The 23,474-nt window shown below is 36.9% G+C and carries 19 protein-coding genes; all 19 read right to left on the bottom strand.

Going from position 1 to position 23,474, the window contains the following annotated elements; translation table 11 throughout:
• Nucleotides 1–7: 7 nt before the first annotated feature.
• Nucleotides 8–1,225, bottom strand: a complete 1,218-nt coding sequence (locus MHB40_RS05930; RefSeq protein WP_205442041.1) for an aminopeptidase — start codon at nt 1,223–1,225, stop codon at nt 8–10.
• Nucleotides 1,226–1,254: 29 nt separating this feature from the next.
• Nucleotides 1,255–2,007, bottom strand: coding sequence for an ABC transporter permease (locus tag MHB40_RS05925; protein WP_205442040.1), 753 nt, complete (start codon nt 2,005–2,007; stop codon nt 1,255–1,257).
• 3 nt (nt 2,008–2,010) lie between these two features.
• Nucleotides 2,011–2,949: an ABC transporter ATP-binding protein gene (locus MHB40_RS05920; protein ID WP_342534110.1), complete on the bottom strand. Its 939-nt coding sequence runs from the start codon at nt 2,947–2,949 to the stop codon at nt 2,011–2,013.
• A 506-nt stretch (nt 2,950–3,455) separates the two neighbouring features.
• Complete coding sequence (locus MHB40_RS05915; protein WP_342534109.1) at nt 3,456–4,436, bottom strand: S-layer homology domain-containing protein; 981 nt, start codon at nt 4,434–4,436, stop codon at nt 3,456–3,458.
• On the bottom strand, nt 4,433–7,915 hold the full coding sequence (locus MHB40_RS05910) for an InlB B-repeat-containing protein (RefSeq protein WP_342534108.1): 3,483 nt from the start codon (nt 7,913–7,915) through the stop codon (nt 4,433–4,435). The genes MHB40_RS05915 and MHB40_RS05910 overlap by 4 nt, the downstream gene beginning before the upstream one ends.
• Nucleotides 7,916–8,330: 415 nt before the next feature.
• A complete protein-coding gene (locus MHB40_RS05905; protein WP_205442037.1) occupies nt 8,331–8,939 on the bottom strand; it encodes a TetR/AcrR family transcriptional regulator in 609 nt (202 codons plus the stop codon).
• 375 nt (nt 8,940–9,314) lie between these two features.
• Complete coding sequence (locus MHB40_RS05900) at nt 9,315–10,181, bottom strand: 2-oxoacid:ferredoxin oxidoreductase subunit beta (protein ID WP_004224896.1); 867 nt, start codon at nt 10,179–10,181, stop codon at nt 9,315–9,317.
• On the bottom strand, nt 10,181–11,920 hold the full coding sequence (locus tag MHB40_RS05895) for a 2-oxoacid:acceptor oxidoreductase subunit alpha (protein ID WP_342534107.1): 1,740 nt from the start codon (nt 11,918–11,920) through the stop codon (nt 10,181–10,183). Before MHB40_RS05895 ends, MHB40_RS05900 begins: the two co-directional genes overlap by 1 nt.
• Before the next feature lie 263 nt (nt 11,921–12,183).
• The gene (locus tag MHB40_RS05890) at nt 12,184–12,450 is read right to left on the bottom strand and encodes a stage V sporulation protein S (RefSeq protein ID WP_053594284.1); all 267 of its coding nucleotides are present in this window, start codon (nt 12,448–12,450) and stop codon (nt 12,184–12,186) included.
• Between the two features lie 177 nt (nt 12,451–12,627).
• A complete protein-coding gene (locus MHB40_RS05885; protein ID WP_342534106.1) occupies nt 12,628–13,425 on the bottom strand; it encodes a TIGR00282 family metallophosphoesterase in 798 nt (265 codons plus the stop codon).
• Between the two features lie 123 nt (nt 13,426–13,548).
• Complete coding sequence (locus tag MHB40_RS05880; RefSeq protein WP_342534105.1) at nt 13,549–14,559, bottom strand: glycosyltransferase family 2 protein; 1,011 nt, start codon at nt 14,557–14,559, stop codon at nt 13,549–13,551.
• On the bottom strand, nt 14,541–16,070 hold the full coding sequence (locus tag MHB40_RS05875; protein ID WP_342534104.1) for an oligosaccharide flippase family protein: 1,530 nt from the start codon (nt 16,068–16,070) through the stop codon (nt 14,541–14,543). The genes MHB40_RS05880 and MHB40_RS05875 overlap by 19 nt, the downstream gene beginning before the upstream one ends.
• Before the next feature lie 19 nt (nt 16,071–16,089).
• On the bottom strand, nt 16,090–17,289 hold the full coding sequence (locus MHB40_RS05870) for a glycosyltransferase (protein WP_342534103.1): 1,200 nt from the start codon (nt 17,287–17,289) through the stop codon (nt 16,090–16,092).
• Complete coding sequence (locus MHB40_RS05865; RefSeq protein WP_342534102.1) at nt 17,246–18,331, bottom strand: glycosyltransferase; 1,086 nt, start codon at nt 18,329–18,331, stop codon at nt 17,246–17,248. Before MHB40_RS05865 ends, MHB40_RS05870 begins: the two co-directional genes overlap by 44 nt.
• 9 nt (nt 18,332–18,340) lie before the next feature.
• Nucleotides 18,341–19,039, bottom strand: coding sequence for a CpsD/CapB family tyrosine-protein kinase (locus tag MHB40_RS05860; protein ID WP_205442030.1), 699 nt, complete (start codon nt 19,037–19,039; stop codon nt 18,341–18,343).
• Complete coding sequence (locus tag MHB40_RS05855; RefSeq protein ID WP_342534101.1) at nt 19,039–19,755, bottom strand: Wzz/FepE/Etk N-terminal domain-containing protein; 717 nt, start codon at nt 19,753–19,755, stop codon at nt 19,039–19,041. The genes MHB40_RS05860 and MHB40_RS05855 overlap by 1 nt, the downstream gene beginning before the upstream one ends.
• Nucleotides 19,756–19,823: 68 nt before the next feature.
• The gene (locus tag MHB40_RS05850; RefSeq protein WP_342534100.1) at nt 19,824–20,981 is read right to left on the bottom strand and encodes an O-antigen ligase family protein; all 1,158 of its coding nucleotides are present in this window, start codon (nt 20,979–20,981) and stop codon (nt 19,824–19,826) included.
• Nucleotides 20,982–21,000: 19 nt separating this feature from the next.
• Nucleotides 21,001–21,798 (bottom strand): CpsB/CapC family capsule biosynthesis tyrosine phosphatase, encoded by a 798-nt coding sequence (locus MHB40_RS05845; RefSeq protein ID WP_342534099.1) that lies wholly within the window; start codon nt 21,796–21,798, stop codon nt 21,001–21,003.
• 116 nt (nt 21,799–21,914) lie between these two features.
• The gene (gene rny, locus MHB40_RS05840) at nt 21,915–23,474 is read right to left on the bottom strand and encodes a ribonuclease Y (RefSeq protein WP_205442027.1); all 1,560 of its coding nucleotides are present in this window, start codon (nt 23,472–23,474) and stop codon (nt 21,915–21,917) included.

The following is a 23,474-nucleotide window of genomic DNA, read 5'->3' as shown; positions in this document are numbered from 1 at the left end:
CCCTTATTTAGTGGGCCCACTTACCATTCACTAAAATGGCTTCGACAGTACCGTCTTCACGTATACCATTGACCTGTAATTTTTGTGAACCTAACATAAAATCAATATGGATCATACTATTATTTATGTTTTCTAGATTCGCACGATCTTCTTCTTTCAAGCCTGATGTATAGGCTTGCCCAATAGCTAAATGACAGGATGCATTCTCGTCGAATAAATTATGATAGAATAGTAGATTGCTTCTGGAGATTGCAGAATCATGAGGAACCAATGCCACTTCGCCAATATATCTTGCTCCCTCGTCTTTATTAAGCATATTTTGTAATGCTTCCATTCCTTTTTCAGCTGAGAAATCAATAATCTCTCCATCTTTAAACGTAAGTGTAAATTGATCAATGATCTGCCCTTCATAAACTAATGGCTTTGTATTTTTGACTATCCCATTTACACCTTTTTTGAGTGGTGTTGTATAAATTTCTTCAGTCGGCATATTACAAATAAATGAACTTCCATTGTCATTCGTTTCTAAGCCATTAACCCAACGATGATTTTGCGGTAGCTCAATTTTTAAATTTGTGTCTTCGCTAATGAAATGTAAATAACGGAAATACTTATCGTTCAATAAAGCTGCCCTTTTATTTAATGTTTGGATATGCTGCCTCCAGGCTTTTAGTGGATTTTCTTCTTCTAATCTTAGTATTTCAAAAAACTTTTCCCATAACTTTTCCAGAGCATTTTTGGGCTCTAAATCGGGGAAAATAGACCCTGCCCATTGCTCCGTCGGATAAACAATAACAGTCCAACTAACTTGCATTCTAATCAATTTTTCGGTAAACGAGCGAAAAGCAAGTGCAGAAGCATACTCTGCTTTTTCTACCTTAACAGGGTCTACTCCCTCCATATTTTGCAAGTGGGGTGAAATTATATAAAGAAAAGCGGCACCACTACTCGCCATTTCTTCATACCCTTTCACAAGCCAATCAGGTGTATAGGCTAAGCCTTGCTCTGTCATATATTCATATTCAATTCGAGCAAGCTCTTCATCAATCCACCTTATATAAACATAATGTGCACCATTGAGATAGGCATGTCGACAAACCCTTCTAACAAAATCGGCAGCAGCTATTGAGGCAGAAATCACTAAAGTCTGTCCTTGTTGAATATTTATTCCTACTTTAATGACCAACTCCGCGTACTGTTCTATTTTAGTTTCAAAAGTTTTCATTCTATGTTAAACTCCCAATTTTTAATATTTTAATGAACACGCCAATGTATTTTTTTACTGATTAATAGATAAGAAAAGCATGAAAAAATAAGTAGAATCAAAACATCTATTAATGTAGAATTGGACCATCCAACAGTTAGCATACCGTGTAATACATTCGCTACATACGTTGTGGGTAGCACATAGGAAATCCACTGAAGAATAATAGGAAGATCTTTCATCTCAATCATAACTGGTGTTAAGAAAGTGACAAACATCAGTAAAAATTGGGCTACAATATTTGTAAATTGTGGATTTGGAGATAAAAACCCCATTAATACACCAATGCCCACTACACTAAAAATCGCCAATAATGCTACTGGTATTAAAAGCCACTCGAAATGAAGATTCACCCCATAAATTTGCTGACCGAAAGTAAATACAATAATAAAAGAGGGTAAGGAAGTTAAAATACCATAAAACAACAAAGATAAAATAAAATTAACTTTACGGATGGGAAGGGACGAATAATATGTAAAATAACCTCCGAATTTTTGATACGATATATCCTGCCCTAAAATATTCATTCCCATTAACAGAATACTAAAAATCATATTACCAATAATTAATCGTGCCAATTGTTCTGAACTTGATTCACCCAGTAAAAATTCAAGAAACACTAAAGTAACCATTGGAAAAATGGAAGACATTGCAATGATCCATAATAATTGATGCCTTACGATGGCTATTTGTATACGAAATAGAATAAATAATTCAACAAAAAATTGAATAAAGGAATTCATAAGCTATTCACTCCTTTGTTGCTCTTGAAGTAATGAATAGACATCTTCAAGACTTGGAGGTAACAGAGAGTACTGACTGATGTTCAATGTCTCATCCTGTATTATTTCAATAATAGTACGGACCGCATTTTTCTCAATTAGCAGGGTGAGTTTTGTATCCTCTACTAATTCAGCTTGCCCAAAAGCTTTTAGTCTGTCTTGGATATTTTGAATAGAGGCTTCCTGCGCATAAATTTCTAAACGCATTCTTTGGTCTACCCTTCTCTTCAGCTTTTCGACATGGTCAATGGCTAAAAGCTTTCCGTTATCTATAACAGCCACACGATGGACAACTTTTTCAGCTTCCAATATATTGTGAGTGACTAAAATAATTGTTGTACCCTTTTGGTTAAGCTCACGAATGATGTCCCATACTAATTTCCGTTTTAATGGATCTAGCTCGTTTGTAGGTTCATCCAAAATCATGACGGATGCCTGACCAATCAAAGTAGTTCCTAAACTAATGAGTCTTCTTTGGCCACCCGAAAGCTTTGATAATAGCTTATCTCGATAAGCTTCCATGCCTAACCTCAGCAAAATGTCATCAGTCTGTTGTTTCGACTCTTTTTTTGAAAGCCCCTTTAACCTACCCGTAAAATAAATGGCTTCCCATGTTTTTAAAAATGATAAAGCAAAAGTCTCTTGTGAATAATAGGCAGTCTGTCTCAATACATACTTCGTATTCTTGGATACTTCTTGGTTATGAAACTTCACTGATCCCTCTGTTGGTGCTAACTGTCCAATCATTTGCTTAATCAATGTGGTTTTTCCTGCTCCATTCGGCCCTAATAAGCCAATAATTTCTCCTTTATTTATGGTCAGTGAAATGCCATCATTTGCTTTAAATTTACCTTTTTTATAATAGAAAGTTACATTTTCTAATTCATATATTGGTTCAAGCATGTTAAACAGCCTTCTTTCAAAAGATGAGGTCTGACTAAAAAGTCAGACCTTGAGGTAATAATTATTTACCGAAGGGCTTTGTATCACCTTTTGGGAAATTCACTATTGGTGGAAACATCAAAATTTTTCACCTCACTTTCTTTTTTATTGAGTGGACAACCATCAGATAAGCTAATGATAATCACTACTTATTTTTGATTTTATATTACTTTAAAGTAATATACAACAAGAAAAATAGAAAAATCAGTATTTTCTCACTTCTAATAATAGACTAACTTAATTTATAATTTCTTCTATCTATTAGACTATTTACAAACAAAAAATATTTTTCCCTTTGTTGCTACACATTATTCGTAATATCCATCATCTTTGTCTTCTTTAAATTAAGTAGCTTCAATGTTTTAATAAAAATATCTATTTCTCGCTAATCTATATTATCCTAAAGTAATATTTGATTTTACTGTGTTCATAACGATGTGAAGCTGTTAGATTACACAAAAAGATATTTAAAATTGGAGTGCCCTGTATAAAAATGTCGCTAGCTCTGCACGTGTTACTGGCACATCGGGATGAAATTCACCATTACTCCCAAATGCAATCCCAGCCTGTTCTAGTGCTGCAATATAACCCGTGCTCCAATGATTACTAGAAACATCACTAAATGAACTTGTACCCTCAGAAGGTAGTCGTAATGTTTTTGCTAAAATTTTTGCTACTTGTGCACGTGTAATAGCTTCTACTGGACGGAATGTGTCACCCATCCCATCAATAATTCCCGCTTGCTGTAGCGTGTTGATCTCTTCATAGTAGACATGATTTGTTGCTATATCAGAAAAGGCTTTTGCTGAGCGAATTGATTCAAACTCGAAGGCGCGTGCAAATAATACTGCCACATGCATACGACTAATCGGTTCATTTGGACGGAAAGTGCCATCTTCATAACCTTGGATAATCTTAAGTATCGCTAGTTCCTCAACTATCTCTTTTGCCCAATGGCTATCCATATCATAAAACCTTACCATTTCTTTGGGTAGTGGTGTGTCTGATTCGTCCACTAGCAAAGGTATCCACTTTGCATATATTACTATATTCTCTCGAATAACTGTATCCTCATCCCATTCAATTTTAAATGCTGCATCCTCATACCAGCCATCAAAGCGAAAACCATCTTTGGTAGGTAAAGGTAAATCACGTATTTTTGTATTATAAGCAATCTCTTGTGGCGGAAGTATTGTACCACCATTTGTATGAAAAGTGATTTTCACAGTTGATAATGAAGAGTAGTCATTATCGTTGGGTGATGTGGTATTGTCACCTGATGATGGTGGATTTACTATCCATTGAGCATATAATATGACATGCACTTTACCAATTGGAAAAGTTTCATTTGCTTTATACACTGTTCCTGTCCCATCTGCCTTGGTGTTCCACCCTACAAATGTATAACCTGCTTTTTCTAGGTGGCCACTATTTCCTTGGACTGTCACTGTTTGATTTTCTTCATACCGTGTACTATCTCTGGTACTTGACCCGCTGTTGCCTCATTTGCATCATAGGTAACTGTATATGTTGCAGTTTGTTTTTTTGTCCATTGTGCGTAAAGAATCACATTTGTTGTGCCTATTTGAAAAGTGACATTCGCTTTATACGCTATACCTTTTCCATCTACCTTGGTGTTCCACCCTACAAATGTATAACCTGCTTTTTCTAGGTGGCCGCTATTTCCTTGGACTGTCACCGTTTGATTTTCTTCATACCGTGTACTATCCTCTGGTACTTGACCCGCTGTTGCCTCATTTGCATCATAGGTAACTGTATATGTTGCAGTTTGTTTTTTTGTCCATTGTGCGTAAAGGATCACATTTGTTGTGCCTATTTGAAAAGTGTCATTCGCTTTATACGCTATACCTTTTCCATCTATCTTGGTGTTCCATCCTACAAATGTATAACCTGCTCTTTCTAGGTGGCTGCTATTTCCTTGGACTGTCACTGTTTGATTTTCTTCATACCGTGTACTACCCTCTGGTACTTGACCCGCTGTTGCCTCATTTGCATCATAGGTAACTGTATATGTTGCAGTTTGTTTTTTTGTCCATTGTGCGTAAAGGATCACATTTGTTGTGCCTATTTGAAAAGTGTCATTCGCTTTATACGCTATACCTTTTCCATCTGCCTTGGTGTTCCATCCTACAAATGTATAACCTGCTTTTTCTAGGTGACCACTATTTCCTTGGACTGTCACTGTTTGATTTTCTTCATACTGTGCACTATCCTCTGGTACTTGACCTCCTGTTGCCTCATTTGCATCATAGGTAACTGTATATGTTGCAGTTTGTTTTTTTGTCCATTGTGCGTAAAGGATCACATTTGTTGTGCCTATTTGAAAAGTGTCATTCGCTTTATACGCTATACCTTTTCCATCTACCTTGGTGTTCCATCCTACAAATGTATAACCTGCTTTTTCTAGGTGGCCGCTATTTCCTTGGACTGTCACCGTTTGATTTTCTTCATACTGTGCACTATCCTCTGGTACTTGACCCGCTGTTGCCTCATTTGCATCATATATTACTGAGTAGAATGGTGTCACTTCATATACGCCTAGATCGATTGTTATTCCCTGAATACGTTTGTTGCCAGCAATATCTGTTGTTACATCTGCTAATTCAGGATAATTAACTTTCCCTCTATCTATTGCTGGTGAGTCAACTTTTAAGCGATAGTCTTTCTTGCTAGAATCCATAAAAATATCTGTTGGTATATAGTTGGATGTATCTGTAGTATTCCCGTCCCCATCAATAAGTTTCCCTCGTACATTCCTTCCTACCTGTACATCTAGCAAACTATTTTCAACTTTGCCCTTATAATTCGAAATAGCAATTTTCCTACTATTGCCAATAATAATGGTATTTTGAATTTTACTAACTAGATCACCTCCATAAATAGCACTCTCCCCATATCTTGGAATATCCCCACTAATAGTCACATTTGTTAAGATTATATTACTATTTGGAGAGTCATTACTTATAGAAGCTCCTTCAAATTCTGCCTTGTTTCCAGTGAATAATACATTTCTTAGATTAGGGCTACTATTATCTTGATTGAACAGGCCCCCTCCAATATATGCATCATTACTTGTTAATGTTGTATTTGTCAAAATCGGGCTGCTAGAACCATTATTAGACATAGCCCCTCCACCATAGTTTGCTGTATTTCCGCTAAATAAAGCATTCATAATAATTGGACTGCTATCTTGATTATGCATACCAGCTCCATTGATGGCACGGTTTTGATTAATCTTCACTTCATCAAAGCTAGGACTACTATAATTGGAAGTAAAAACACCTCCACCTATCTGAAGTGCCTGATTATTATTAAATCTCGTATTTCTTATGACTGGGGTACTGTCACGACCAGTTATAAACATCCCCCCTCCATACCCTGCCTTATTTTCGCTGAATGTTACATTTGTTAAAGTTGGGCTACTATTATCGTTGTACATACCCCCTCCATACATAAATGTCTCATTTCCAATAAATATTACATTGTCTAGGCTCGGATCACTACTTGCATTGTACATCCCTGCCCCATAACTACTTGCCGTATTGCTGGTGAATAATACATCTATTAAGGTCGGGTTACTCATCTCATTAGCTATACCACCTCCATCATAGCTGGCTACATTTTTATTAAATTGCACATTTGTTAACATTGGACTACTTTCGCTATTGTACATTCCTCCTCCTTTCCCTGAAATTAAGGCCTTATTTCCATCGAAACTCACTCCTGTTAAACTAGGATTACTTTGTTTCGTATTGGACATAGCCCCTCCTTTATTCTCTGCTTCATTTTCAATAAATGTTACATTTGTTAAAATAGGACTACTCCCATAATTGTAGATACCCCCACCTTCACTTTGTGACCCAGTTGTCTTATTTTTTTCAAAAATTACATCTTGAAAAGTCGGTCCACTATTATAGTTATAGATAGCGCCACCTTGGAAGCCAGCCTCATTTTCAGTAAATGTCACATTTGTTAAGATAGGATTACTTTCACTATGATTGTAGAGTCCACCGCCCTGAAGGCCCGCTTTATTACCATAAAAATTAACATTCGTTAAAGTCGGACTATTTCTACTAATATTGAACATACCTCCTCCATATAAATCCATAGTGCTCCCATTAGCATTTCCTTTCGTAATCGTGACACCATCGAGAACTGCTGTTTTATCTAACTCTAGGAAATAGGAATGGAAAAAAACATGATAAGCACTACTACCATTAGGTAGTGCGCCACTTAATATGGTTTTGTATTTCTCAAAATCTCTCTCTGCTAATGTCGTTTCATCACCTTTAAAACCACCATAAATCGCCACGCCATTTTTCATTTGAAATGTTGCACTACGTGGATCATTACCATCCACTTTTCTAGTTGGCGTATATGTTCCTTGGGCAATCCATATTTGATCTCCACTTTGTGCCTTATCTAATGCTGATTGTAAATTATCAAAGGCATTTACCCAATTTGTACCATCATTACTTCCTTCAACAGTATTCAGATTCACATAAATAATGGAATTACTTGCCGATAATAGTGAAGGCTGTGATCCTGCAATACGAATAGTATGCTTACTGATAGTTGGTTGTCCGATAATTCTAAACCAAATTGAATAATCACCTGCATCAGTTAAGACAAGTGGATCCATCATATCGAATATCTCCCATGTATCCCCTTCATTGACTGACCACTCTACTTGCATACCTTCACTATCAATCGAGGAAGTTGCCATTTGGATCGTGACAGGATTTAAAGCGATATGTCCTTCTATATAAGGTTCTCCTTCTGTTGTCAGGATAATTGTAAGTGGCTCATTAGCTGTTGCAGACACAGTTATACTACCAAATAAAGCTTGCGCAAATAATAAACAGATGGTAAAAAGCAACATCAACTGTTGCCACACTTTTCTCATAACAGCCCTTCTTTCTTATTACTTTATAAAAATAACCTCTTTTTGTATGAGTCTTCCAAATAGGATCCAATATTCTAGAAATAATAGCTATAACCGTTACTCTATCAAAATCCAACTTATATTACTCAAAAATAATATAAAGGTACAAAATACCATTTTGCGTCATCGTTTGAATTCCAAGCACTGCTACCCTGTCGAATAAAACGATACAACTGTTGCCATGTCTTCCCCTCTTTCTGTAGATTCCTATCTGATATGCTTTACTACTAAAATAAATAGACTCACATGTATAACAATATATAGTGGCTATAACCGTTACTTATTTCCAATTTCATATTATATTACTGAAAAGTAATATTCAACTACAAAAAAGAAAAAATTTGTATTTTCCTTTTTCCCTAACGGTGCAGTTGAACTATTGGACACTTTGTTCTCTATTCAACATTCCTTCAATGAGTAAGTCTACAATTTCAGTGGCTATCTCTTCTGGCTTTTTTAGCTTTGGCAGTAGTTGAACAAATGTTAATCGCTCAATAATGCCTATTAAGCACTCTGCCACTATATGTGTATCTATATCTTTGCGAAAGTAGCCAGCATCTACTTCATAATCCAGATTCTCTTTAATTTGCTTGACAATTTGTACCTTTATTTCATCAGCCTTTGTTGATAAATAAAAGCCAATCCGTGTTAAATTAGGGTTTTTAGCAAAAAATGCTAATAACTCCTTAACATTATAGATAATACGCGCTCTTACTGTCCCTTGCTCCAATGCAGGCTGTAAGCGGCTTTTTTTAGCTAAATCCATCATTCGTAAGCGAAAAAGATTTTCTAATTCTTCAAAAATGGCCTCTTTATTTTTAAAATACAGATAAAAAGTAGGCTGACTTAATGATGCACTTTTTACTATAGTACTCACCTTCGTTTCATGATATCCATGCTGCGCAAACTCTTTCGCTGCAATTTCAAGTAATAATGCGCGACTTTCTTCTCCACTTGCGCCTTTAGGTCTACCTCTTTCTGCCATAAAAAAACTCCTCCATTTAAGAACACATAAAACATTTTTTTCTATAGAAAAAGTCCTTTATAAGGATAGTTAGTTGTAAAACCTGACCTCCAATAAAAAGGACTAAATTTACTATTAGGGTAACATGAAGGACTCATTAGAGCAATGACTTTGATCTACGCTCAAGATAAACCTGTAATCCTAACCTTATCAATTACTCGTGGAAGCTATGTATTTACCCGCGATTGATTACTAAATACTCGCGGTAGCTATGCGTTTACCCGCGATTGATCACTAAATACTCGCGAAAGCAGTATATTTACTCGCGGTTCCTTACTTAAGCATAAAAAAAGCATTTGGAATGTCATCATTCCAAATGCTTTGATTCTATCATTTTTACATAAATTCTTTTACTAAATCATTAAAATCATTTTCGCTCATTTTGATATCGATATCTGTTAATGGTAGCTCTGAGTAGCCAGGTACTTTTTCTTGATACGACGTTGTTTCTGTATCATGATAAATAATGCCTGTTACTAAGCCCTCGTGCTCCATCACTGTACGCATCGCCATACCACGATCTGAGTGATCATAGCCTTCGACATCCGCTAGCTTTGTTAGGTTCTCTTTAAACCAATCATATGTGTTCACTTTGTTATACGTTACACAAGGTGAAAAGACATTGATAAATGAGAAGCCTTTATGGTTAATACCAGCTTCAATTAAAGCTGTTAACTCTTTAATATCTGTAGAGAAGCCTTGTGCCACAAATGTTGCACCACTTGTTAATGCTACCTCTAATGGTTTTAATGACGGTTCAATCGCTCCACCTGGTGTAGATTTTGTAATAAATCCAGCAGCAGAACGTGGTGATGTTTGACCTTTTGTTAAACCATAGATTTGATTATCCATGACAATATAAGTAATATCAATATTACGGCGGATTGCATGAATTGTATGCCCCATACCAATTGCAAATCCATCACCATCACCACCAGAAGCGATGACATGTAAATCACGATTAGCCATTTTTAAGCCCTGTGCAATTGGAAGTGCACGACCATGAATGCCATGGAAGCCATAAGAATTGATATAACCTGAAATACGACCAGAACAACCAATGCCTGAAATGACCGCAAGTTCATTTGGTTCAATACCAACATTTGCAGCAGCACGTTGAATAGCTGCTTGTACAGAGAAGTCTCCACAACCTGGGCACCAGTTTGGTTTCACTGTATTACGAAAATCCTTAAATGTTGCCATTAGCGAGTCAACTCCTTCACACGATTTTCTAATTCACCTGGCAAGAATGGTGTACCATTATATTTAGTGATTGTCGCGATTTTATCGTGACCACCAACATTCATCTTCATAATATTAGCTAATTGACCTGTATAGTTATTCTCTACAACGATCACTTTTTTCGCTTGTGCAACTAGAGATGTCATTTCTGCAGTTGGGAATGGGTGAATTAAACGAATGTGTGCGTGATTCACTTTCATTCCTTGCACATTCAGTCGTTCTTGTACTTCTTCAATAGCGCCTCTTGTTGAGTTAAAGCCTACTAATAAAATCTCTGCTTCCTCATGTGGTGCATTGACAAAGACTGGGTTATCAAATTTCAAACTCTCTAATTTACGGAAGCGTTTATCCATTTGTGTTTGACGATTACCCGTTGCCTCAGACGGCTTCCCTGTTTCATCATGTTCAACACCTGTAACGTGGTGAATACCATGTAGTGTACCTGGTAATACACGAGGTGAAATACCATCCTCTGTATCTTCATAGCGTTTGAAGTAGGCTTTATCTGCCGCTTCTTCAAGGTCATCAATCACAATTTTACCGCGACGAATATCAATTTTATTATAATCAAATGGCTCAACAGATTGTTTTCCTAGAGATAATTGTAAATCTGTCATTAAGATGACTGGTAATTGTAGTTCCTCTGCAATATTAAATGCTTGGATTGTATCAAAGAAAGCTTCCTCCATCGTCGAAGGTGCAATGACTACTTTAGGGATTTCTCCATGTGTTCCGTAAAGCATAGCCATCAAGTCAGATTGTTCTTGCTTTGTTGGTAATCCTGTTGAAGGGCCCCCACGTTGTGTATCCACTACTACTAATGGTTGCTCTGTCATACCTGAAAGACCGATTGCTTCCATCATCAATGAAAGACCAGGACCCGCTGAAGCGGTAAAGGAACGTACGCCACCAAAGTTAGCTCCGATTGCCATTGTTGCTGCTGCAATCTCATCTTCCGTTTGAATTACCGTACCACCAAATTTCGGTAATTTTTTAATCAAATATTCCATAATTTCTGAAGCCGGCGTAATTGGGTAGGCTGCCATAAAGCGTGTCCCAGCTGCTAATGCGCCAAGCGCTACTGCATCGTTCCCAATCATAAACATACGACGTTTGCCATCTGCAGGTGCAAGCTCCCATTCGCCTATACGATCAACTAAAAGCTCATTCATGATTTGGCGACCACGTGTAATAGCTTCCATATTTTTTTGAACGACTTCTTCGCCCTTTTTACCAAAAATATCATCGACAACATTTTGGAATACTGCATCCTCTAGGTTTAGCAATGACGCTGTTGCGCCAATAGCCACCATGTTTTTCATCAACGAAGTACCAAGCTCAGCTGCTACTTCTGTGAACGGTACTGCAAATAATGGCGCTTTGGAATCCTCTGGTTTAACAGGATCAAATTTTGCATCAGCTAAAATAATACCTTTTTCTGTAAGCTCTTTATAATTGACATCGATTGTTTCTTGATCGAATGCCACTAAAATATCTAAATCATCCGCAATTGCACGTACTTCTGTTGGACGAACTGTAATTTTATTATTCGTATGGCCACCTTTAATTCGAGAAGAGAAGTGACGATAACCGTATAGGAAATAGCCTAGACGATTCATTGCCATTGAGAAAATCTCACCAGTACTCTCAATCCCTTCACCTTGTTGCCCACCGACTTTCCATGAAAGCTGATGTAACATGTCAACAACTCCTTAAATCCAATGTGTACTATTATTTTTCCTTCATAAGTTTAACACGAAGAAACCGTCTGGACTATTGTTTCTCCACGATTTAGGTGAAAATCAGACCTTTGACTGAAAATCCTGTTCATAAAGTTGTAATTTTCAAATCCAAGCAAAATCACGCACCTATTTCAAGTGACATCTATCATATGTAAAACAGGAAAACGAAAAAAATGCCCGCCACATTATTATGTGACAGAGCATTTTACTTCATTACTTTTTTATCGAGTACGTTTTTCCACTAGCAGCTTCAAGGCTGTACGTTCTTCGCCAGCAATTAAAATATCGGCAAACGCCGGTGCGCAAATTAAATCTGTGCCACTTGGCGCTACAAATCCGCGTGCAATGGCCACTGCTTTCACGGCTTGGTTAAGTGCCCCCGCCCCAACTGCTTGCATTTCTGCCTGCCCTTTTTCTCTGATTACCGCGACTAATGCACCTGCAACTGAATTTGGATTAGAGCGTGATGATACTTTTAATGAATCCACAATTATTCCTCCCCGTTTCGCGAATAGTGTTTACGCTCAACAACTCATGTCCCCCTTTTTGGACCTCAAGTTATTGTCCGTAGCACATTTTATGCTCCGTAAAACGGAAATAGACTAATTTGACAAAGAAACCTATATCCTCGTAAAAGAAACGTAAAAAAACATTCTTCGACTTATCTATCCTTGAAATGGATAATCTTCATTTATATAAATGCGTTCACAGGCAATGGCTTTTCCTGTTCGATCATCCATCTCTACAAAGAAACCACTTAAAACCTCTCGTCCGTTTTTCGGTACTTCAAAACGAGATGGCATATTTGTTTGGAATTTATAGATGACACTTTCCTTTGTCATACCTAAAATTTCATCATACGGACCCGTCATACCAACATCCGTAATATAAGCTGTACCTTTTGGGTAAATTCGCGCATCTGCTGTTTGCACATGTGTATGTGTCCCAACAACCGCTGAAGCTTTCCCATCTAGATGCCAACCAAGAGCAATTTTTTCACTAGTCGCTTCCGCATGAAAATCCACGAAGACAAGTGGAGATATTTGTCGAGCTTCTTCGATCAATTGATCTGCCATTGTAAACGGATCCTCATGTGGAGGTAAAAATACACGACCATGTAAATTTATGACAGATAATGTCACACCATTTTTAGAAATTTGGACCATACCTTTACCAGGTGCTTCACTTGAAAAGTTTGCCGGACGGATTAAATAATCCGCGTCATCAATAAAATCAAAAATATCTTTATTGTCCCATGTATGATTGCCCATTGTAATGACATCTACACCTATTTGTAACAGGCTGTTATAAATATTACGAGTAATCCCTCGGCCTGCCGCAGCATTTTCCCCATTTGCAATAACAACATCTGGATTATACTTCTTTTTTAAGCGAGGTAAATATTTTTCCACCGCATCTCGACCAATTGAACCAACAATATCACCAATAAATAAAACCTTCATTTTTTAACCACTCTTTCTTTCCATTACGCCTCTATGATTGTGCTAGAGACTTTACTTCGCACCTTGAATACCATCCCTAATTGTACCGCTAGGCGAAGGATTACGCAAAATAAAAAATACAATCTAACAGCGTGAAATCACTTTGGGCTTTTTCACATTCATGTAGATCAGTGTCGAGGATAAGGTAAGCCAATTCATTTTGATGAGCTTTAAAAAAACAAGCTGTTTGATATTGCGATTTATTAACTTAACCTTTAGTATGTCTGGATATGCCTTTAAAAAGGATTGAAGCTCATACTTCATATTTTGTTTAGTAGCACTTTGATGAAGAATAATCAACAACCCTTCGAATTGGTAATTCAGAAAGCTATTTTTCACTTCACCATAAACCTCTCCACACTGTAATTCTTTTAAGAGCTTATTATACAATACATCATAATTATGCCGTAAATGAACCATCGCTTTTCTTGTTAAGGAGCATTGATTGGTTACATTATAATAATAAAGCTGTCTTGGTACATAACAGATAGATTGATTTTTGAGGATAGCTCTTGTTAGAAAAACTGTATCTTCTGCGAAGTTCATCCCCTCATCAAACCTTAGCTTATGCAAATCTAAAAAGGATTTTTCATACAATTTGCAGCTGGCAAAACCAAAATGTTGTTCTCCTATTTCAGTAAATAATTTGTGTAAACACTCTATGGCATTGTAAATACGGTAAGTGTTGGCTGGATAATGTAATTGTCTACTGCCTTCCGCTTCTTGCCAAAATAAATCGCATTTCGCAATATGGGAACCAGTCAACCTGCATGCTTGATACAGTTCTTCAAGCATTGTTAGCTCTAGCCAATCATCTGCATCTACAAATGTGACATATTGACCTTTAGCATGTTCTATTCCTATATTTCTTGCTTGACTGACACCACCATTTTCGCGATTAAAAACGGTTATGCGTTGATCGAGTTGGGCAAATTTTTGCAAGATGGATAATGATCGATCTTGACTGCCATCATTGATAGCAATAATTTCAATATCCTTTAATGTTTGATGACAAATACTTGCGAGACATTTCTCCAAATATTGCTCACCATTGTAGACGGGCACAATAACACTTACTAAGACTTTGAACGCCAAAATTTTTTGCCTCCTTTACGGCAAAGCTCTATCCACTTTGTTCTCTGTTCTTTCCTCAAGCCAATACAGAAAAGACTGGCAGCTGCCAATAGCGTATAATAAAAAATAGATAAACTAATAGAAAGCCAAGTAACATGAAAGTTTGTTAGTTCCCATAACAGTCGACTACAGCAAATAGCGATGACAAAAGCGAGAACTAGCCTACCAATAGTTCGCCAAAACCTAAAGATATCCAAGCCGATTTTCTTATGGTAATAAATATTCATAATGACGACGTTTCCGATAAATAAAGAACAAGCTGTAACAATCGCCGTGCCGACCTTGCCATAAAAATAGATGGCTGGAATGGATACGACAATATTTGTAACAGCAACACTGATTAATAAAATGGTTCTAAATTTAAACATATTTTTTGCCTTCAGCACATTAAGACCTAAATTTTGTATGAGATCAATACTAAACGGCAACATAATAATGAGTACAATTGCATAAATGGCAATGAAATCTTGCCCGAGCCACAACAGTAGAAACTCACGACCAAAAAGGAAAAAACCACCTAGTATATACCCCACTACTAAAAATTGAATGGCTCCCACTTTGATAAATAGCTGATTAATTTCTACTAATCCATCTTCTTTTGTCACAAGCATAGAAATACGAGGTAAAAATAATCCGCTAATCGCTAAAGCTAGTGACATAAAAATCAGCACAATTTGAATCGCTACTGCATAAATAGCAACATCCTCGGTTCCCTTTAAAATACCTAATAATACTTGATCGGTTTGCCAATAAATTTTATCAACAATAACCGTGATAAAAATAAAAAATGAATAGATGAAGATTTCCTTTATAAGTGCTGTATTTTTGAAGGTAAATGTAAATTGGATGGACAGCACCTTCATGCAATAAACGGCATCTAACACTAAAAAAAGTATGTTATATATCGCGATAATATAGATGAGTGTCACCGCATCTGTTCCCTGTAACAAAAAAAACAACATTGTCAAAGGCTGCACAATCACCTGTAATAATGTTGTTAATTTAATAAAAATAAATTTTTCATATGCTTGTAGGATGGAAGTAAAGACACCTAACGGAAATTGCATCGCTAAACTAATCGTCATGATAAAGCCCATTAGCCTAGCCTTTTCTAATTGTTCTCCCGATAAGCTTTGCCCAAAAATAATAGCCACATGGGAAAATAAGAAAAATCCTATCAATAAAGTAAGACAGCCGATGCCAATAAATAATTTCAGAAAAAATCCATTTAATGATGCTTCTAATACCTTATCCGCAGCTGCTCGATTTCTAGCAATATAGCGTACAATTGCATTGCCTAACCCCAAATCTAAAATGGAGAGATAGCCTACAAGTACTATCATTAAGGAATATAAACCAAATTCTTTCTGACCAAGGAGTGATATTATAATCGGTGTGAAAATTAGCGAAGAGAGCATTGTACAGCCGATCGTTATATAAGAAAGAATGGCTCCAATCTTTATTTCTTTCATGAGCACACCTTTCTATTAATTAGGATGGACTTTCATTTAAAATCGCTGGATATAATGATTGGTATTGCGCAACGACCTGTTGAATTTGGAAGTTTGCTAAAACATGTTCACGACCAAGACTCGCTTTTTGTGCATATTGCTGTGAACTGTAATTTAAAGCCGTATTAATCCCACTTGCTAAAGCCTCTGCATCTTTAGCAGCTACAACCTCGCCACTATTCCCGACCAAATAGGCACAATCCCCAACATTTGTTGTGACACAACATGTACCACTAGCCAGAGCCTCCACTAATACATTCGGTAGTCCCTCTCCTACTGAGGATAAAACGAATACATCTGCTGCTGCCATTAACTGCGGCATATCCTCTCTACTGCCTAATAAGAATGTCACCTGCTCTAAATGGGCGTCCTTAATCATTTGCAGTAATTCTCGATTCGAGTGATCGATTTCATAGCCGACTAAAAATAGATAAAAATCTTGTCGTTGCTGTCTTAGATGATTTAAACTTGCCATCAAATTCGCATAATCCTTTAATGGGTCCCATCTACCCACATGCAATAAAATCGGTTGATTGATGATATCAAATCGCTCTACAAAATATTGCCTTTTCATGCTTGGTTTATATAGATCTGTATTAATACCATTTACAATAACACGATGCTTTTTACTACTATAGCCAATTGCTTCATGAATTTCCTTCACCTTAGGTCCACACGAAATAATGGCATCTACACGTTTAGACAATCTTGCACAGAGCTTGGCAATAAAAATTGTCCTACGTTTATTATCTTGTTTACTAAGATTACTATGGTGAATACCCCAAATTAATTTCTTTTTTAGCAAGATTGCTAAAATATACCCTAGTAAATTAGCATGATACATCCATGTTTGAATAATATCGCTATCTCTACATAATCGATAACAATGCAATAATGCACTTACACGATTGCTACGCATATCGCATATCGATACCTTGATGTTTAATTGCTGTTCTATAAGCTCCCCATACGATCCCATCTCTGTTAAACAGATGACCTCTACCTCGTAATCATCCCGATCCATGTGTTGTAAGAGGCGATAAAGCATGGCTTCCGCTCCACCAAGGCCGATGGTGGTGATGATATGAGTAATTTTAATCTTCTTTTGAATAGTCTCATCCTTCGACTTATATTCTTTATATGTAGACGGCACATAATTTGTTTGTAATCGTTTCTGCATCAAGACCTTTCCATTTGATACTGTCACAAATCATTTGATGATCCACTTTCACATTTTTTGTCACAATGGCTTGAATCCAGCTATCCATCTCCCCATTCAGATCTAAATAATGCAATAAACCCATATTTAGATCTACTTCTCTTGGTAAAGTGGAAGAAACAATAGCGGGTGTACCACAAACTTGTGCCTCTAAAAGGACAATCCCAAAGCCTTCGTATTGCGATGGTAAAAGAAACTTATCAAAGAGTTGAAGAAGCTTGAGAATATCTGTACGTTGCCCTAAAAATCGAACACACTCCTCTACGTTTTTTTGTTGGACAAGAAGCTGGATGTCTTGTTCTAAAGGGCCGTCACCTACTAGAAATAATTTTATCGGGATACCTTGTTGCTTTAATTTTGCAGCTAGTTCAATTAAAAATGAATGATTTTTTACGGGGACAAACCGTCCAATATGTCCTAACACTAAATCACCATCTTGTATCGCTAATTCTTCTTTCATACGTCTTTTCTCTTCTAGCGATAGACATTCTATTTTTTGAAGTTCAATTGGATTTGCGATTACTTCAAAAGGTTTCTTATCAAAGCAAAACTCTCCCGCTTTTCTACTACAGGCTATTAACTTTGTTGCATTAAAAACACTGAGTTTTTTTAACAAAGTTAAGATCACTTTATTATTCCACTCTTCTGCAACATTCGTATGACTGTGTAATACGCGGCATGGAACGCCTGCTAATCGTGCTGCCAGTAATGTAAATACGGCTCGATAACCTGTGTGGTCGTGAACTGCGTCATACTGTTGTTGCTTTAGGATGCGATAAATATTCCTGATATAAGCGAGCGGACCTTGCTCTGTAATGTATTTTTCGTAAAATATCTTAGAGCCTTGTTGGGTTATCATTTCATGGTATTGCCCCTTATTAAAAGACACGAAATCAAAGTGGTACAATGATTTATTTGTATTCGTCCAAATATCTACAATCATTGTCGTAATCCCACCAAAATCTGTTGTTGGAATAATATGCAGAATCTTTTTCAATGCCATTTTTCACCCTTATTCTTTTCCATAATAATGCTCATACGTACTGCCTTTTATCTTATAATTATTCAAGATCACCCCTAATATATTGGCTTTGGAAACCGTTAAGATTGATTTCGACTTTACAACAGCTGCTTTTCCAACTACCCCTGTATTGACAATTAAAAGAGTCCCATCACATTTATTCGATAAAATTTGTGCATCTGATAAAAAGAGCAATGGTGGTGCATCCAAAATAATAATATCGTATATAGCTTTCACTTCAGTCAAGAAGTTGGTCATCGTTTCTGAAGCTAACAGCTCTGTAGGATTGGGCGGAATCGGTCCACTTGAAATAATATCCACCCCTTCAACAAAGGTTTCTTGAATAACTTCCTGTATTGCTGATTGCCGTGATAATACGGAGGACAGCCCTAAAATATTGTCAAGGTAGAATGTATAGTGCAACGTAGGCTTCCGCATATCAGCATCGACAATGAGCACGCTTTTGCCCTCTTGTGAAAATACCACACCAATATTTGCAGCATTTGTAGATTTTCCTTCACCAGCAATAGATGAGGTTACTAAAATCGTTTTCACATCTTGATTAGGTTGAGAAAACTTAATATTTGCACGGATTGTTCGATATTGTTCTGAAGGAATCGACGTCATATCTGAAACAGTAATTAGTTTACGAGCCATTGGTGATTTTTTTGTTTTTCTCTTGAAAAACACTATGTTGACCTCCTGACTCTTGATTTTTTTCTAGTAAGTGATTCAATATTGCTAACAATCCCAATCACTGGTAGTGATAAGATTTCCTCGATATCTTGCTCTGTTTTAATGGTCCTATCAATCGTTTCTAAAAAGTACGCAAGCACCATTGCCAAACTGAAACCGCTAATAGCCGCTATAATGAGGTTCAGCATTTTATTTGGTTTGACAGGAACTGGGTGCTCACTATTTTGAGCAACAAATAGAATATTAATATTGTCTACATGCATTAATACAGGGATTTCTTCTTTAAAAACTTCTGCAATCGTATTGGCAATTTTTACGGCTTTCTCTTCATTCTCATCCTGCACACGAATATTCACAACCTGGGAATTATTAGCACTCGAAACCTCAATTTGCTTCATTAATTCCTCAGGCGTCATATTAAGTTCCAGCACATCAATAACCTTCGCTAAAATAACAGGGCTTTTAATAATCACATTGTACGTATTAATGAGCCGAAGATCCGTATCAACGTTCTGTGCCCCTATGAGTTGCTGATTTTCATAGCTTTTTTGATTAACTAATAATTGTGTTTCTGCTTCATAAATCGGTGTTTGAATAAAGTAACTTATCAAGAACGCCACGCCTATTGATAGAACCATCAGCATTAGGATGAAGAACCAGCGTTTTCTCAGTACTTTTACTAGACTTTGTATTGTCATTTCTTCATTCACAAATGGATCCCCTCCTAATAGGCAAATCGTGTACATTGCTAATAAAGTATATTAAACAAGCCTATTGGTTATTCAGACAAAGTTGCTATTTTGCCCTTATCTCGTATGCTTCCACTTACAGCAAATACAAGGATATGGAGCATATTGAAATAAAGAATTTCAAATGTGGAAATGCCTAATACAGCTACTATAATTAAGCCTGTAAATACGACCAGTTGTTCATTCATTTGGCGATACCCTTTGGCAATGGTCAAAAGAAACAAGCTATAGCTAATGAGAGCAAGCAATCCCGCTTCCTGTAAAATATTAATAAATGTATTGTGTGCATGAGAAACGCCTATAGACCACAAAGATTCGACACCATGTCCCCAAAAATTAAAATGCTCTAAAACATATTGCCAAATTTCAAGGCGACCATCCGTTATGTTTGTAGACTTTCTCTCCATTTTTAATAGAATACTTTGCACTGCCACTTGCATCCTATCCATTTTCAGCATCACCATTACCAGCCCTACACCTACAGCTGTAAAGAGTGCGACAAACTTTATGAATGGCAGGAAGGTTTTGTTCATGCTTTTAACAATACAAACAATGACAACAACCGTCGCAAAAGCAACTGTTAATAATGAAGTACGTGCATTTGATAGCAGAATGACATACATTCCAACTAAATAAATGATCGTATAGAGCAGAAATGACAATATATTTTTTATCTGTTGTTGTCCATGTAGCATCTTTATTGCCACATCATATAGCCTCATCAACACAACAATCATTAAATCAATCATTGAAAATCCCATTGTATTTGGGTTCTCAAATACACCTGCAAATGCTTCATACATATAATTCGCTTGTTGAAAGCATAAAACTAAAAATGGTATATAGGCGATTTGGACACTATTTAAAACAATTTCTAAAACATGCGCTTTCACAAGGTCATTAAAAAAAATGGACACAGCGAAAAATAGGCACATTAATTGTAGACTGTTTTTCAATAAAACCATGTCCTGATTCACACCAGCTGCTATGACACAAAAAAAGGTATACATACTAAAGAAAACACTAGCTTGTACATTTTGAACAATTATTTTTTTATGTAGGACAACAGAAACTATGATGATGAACAAGCTAATTACTAAAGATAATTTATGAAAAATACCAGCAACTGGCTGCATGAGGCTCATAAAAATTAATAAGCTGAACATTAATGTGTAGAATAATTTCATGTGGTTCTCACGCTCAATTCTACAAAGACATCTTAAAAAAATACCATCGTTTCTTTAGCGTTATGTCATCTAATTCAAGTGGCAAAAAAGGCTTATTTGCTAAAACCTTTGCATTATTATTTAATAGACGATTAATCGTATCTACCTCTTTCTTTTTCTCCAGATATTGAAGAGCTGCTTGATAGCAGAAGTTCCTTTTTTGTGTATCGTGGGCATCAGAGGCAATCGTATGAATGTAATTCCCCCTCACTAAAGCAAGTGATAAACGCTGTACCTCCTTACCATACGAACCTATCAAACTCCCTGTCGTCAATTGTGTGAATACTCCTTGTTGAATAAGCGTATCCAGTTTCTTTGGATTTTCCCGAATGGCAAAATTTCGCTCTGGGTGAGCCAAAATTGGTATATAGCCAGATGACTTTAATTGCTTTATCATCTCAAGCGTATAAGCGGGGATCGTGCTAGATGGTAGTTCTAATAGGATGTAGTTTGACTGTGCTAAAGTATGAAGTTGCTGCTGTTGAAGTAATGCAGGAAGTTCGTCATGTAAGCGAATTTCGTGGCCAGTATGGAGTGTAATTGGAATTTCATGCTGTAGCAGCAATTGTTGTAAATCTTTTACCTGCTCTGCTACTTTTCTATAGGGAACGTGATATTGTGGGTGCATGGCATGAGATGTACATATAATCTCTGTTATTCCTTCTCTTGTAGCTTGCTTCAACAAATTCAAGGAGTCCATTTCATTTTTTGGCCCATCATCTACACCATTCAGTATATGTGCATGGAGATCTATCATGGTCATCACATCTTTCATCATTAATCAAAGTTTAGCCTTCTTCTTTTTTATGATGGATGTACCTTAAACATGACTCTGCTTCTAATAAAAAAGAGGCTCTCTAGATGTTAATCTAAAGAAACCTCTAACTTTCAATATTATTTCGCGTACTCCACAGCACGTGTTTCGCGAATGACTGTTACTTTAATATGCCCCGGATAATCGAGTTCTTCCTCAATACGTTTGCGAATATCACGGGCAAGACGATGGGATGCTAAATCATCAATTTTTTCAGGTTGTACAATAATACGAATTTCACGTCCAGCTTGAATAGCATAAGATTTTTCTACGCCATCATAGCTTTCTGAGATTTCCTCTAACTTTTCAAGTCTGCGGATATAGTTTTCAAGTGTTTCACTTCGTGCACCTGGACGAGCTGCTGATAATGCATCAGCTGCAGCGACTAATACCGCAATAACAGATGTTGCTTCAGTATCACCATGATGCGAAGCAATACTATTAATAACAACTGGGTGTTCCTTATATTTCGTTGCTAATTCCACACCGATTTCGACATGGCTTCCTTCAACTTCATGGTCAATGGCTTTTCCAATATCATGTAATAAGCCTGCACGACGAGCCAATGCTACATCTTCACCAAGTTCAGCAGCAAGTAATCCTGCCAAATGTGCGACTTCAATTGAATGTTTTAGGACGTTTTGTCCATAGCTTGTACGATATTTCATGCGGCCTAAAATTTTCATTAAATCCGGATGTAAGTTATGAATACCAATTTCAAATGTAGTTTGCTCACCTGTTTCGCGGATTTGTTCATCCACTTCACGTCGAGCTTTTTCCACCATTTCCTCAATGCGAGCTGGGTGGATGCGGCCATCCTGTACAAGTTTTTCAAGTGCAAGTCGAGCTGTTTCACGACGAATTGGATCAAAGCCTGATAATATTACCGCTTCTGGCGTATCATCGATAATTAAATCAATTCCTGTTAACGTTTCCAATGTACGGATATTACGGCCTTCGCGACCAATAATACGACCCTTCATTTCATCATTTGGCAGGTTCACAACAGATACAGTTGTTTCTGCTACGTGATCTGCAGCAAAGCGTTGTAGTGCTAATGATAAAATTTCACGTGCTTTTTTATCCGAGTCTTCTTTCGCACGTGTTTCAGCTTCCTTCGTCATCACAGCAATATCAGTTGCTAACTCTTTTTCTACTTCATTTAGGATAATTGATTTAGCTTCATCTCTAGTTAAAGCAGAAATACGTTCTAGCTCTGTTTTTTGTGATGCCATGAGCTCGTCCACTTTGCTCTCCATCTGTTCAATATGCTGTTGTCTTTCGGCTAGCGCTTGTTCTTTGCGCTCTAAGCCAGCTTCTCTCTTATTTAGAGCATCATCTTTGCGATCAAGATTCTCTTCTCTTTGCAATAAACGGTTCTCTTGTTTTTGAAGTTCTAAACGACGTTCACGAATGTCATTTTCAGCTTCAGTACGAAATTTGTGAGTTTCATCTTTGGCTTCAAGTAGTGCTTCTTTCTTCATTGCCTCCGCTTCTCGTTTTCCTTCTTCAACGATTGTTTCAGCGACATGTTTAGCACCAGTGATTTTTGAGTCATTCACTTTTTTCATGTAGATATAGCTAACAGCGGCACCAACGATGAGTCCAAGCAAAGCGGAGATGATAGTAATTCCATCCAT

Origin of the sequence: Lysinibacillus sp. FSL K6-0057 (assembly GCF_038630885.1) — a bacterium.
Classification (GTDB): Bacteria; Bacillota; Bacilli; order Bacillales_A; family Planococcaceae; genus Lysinibacillus; species Lysinibacillus fusiformis_F.
This window is presented reverse-complemented; position numbering and strand designations above follow the sequence as displayed.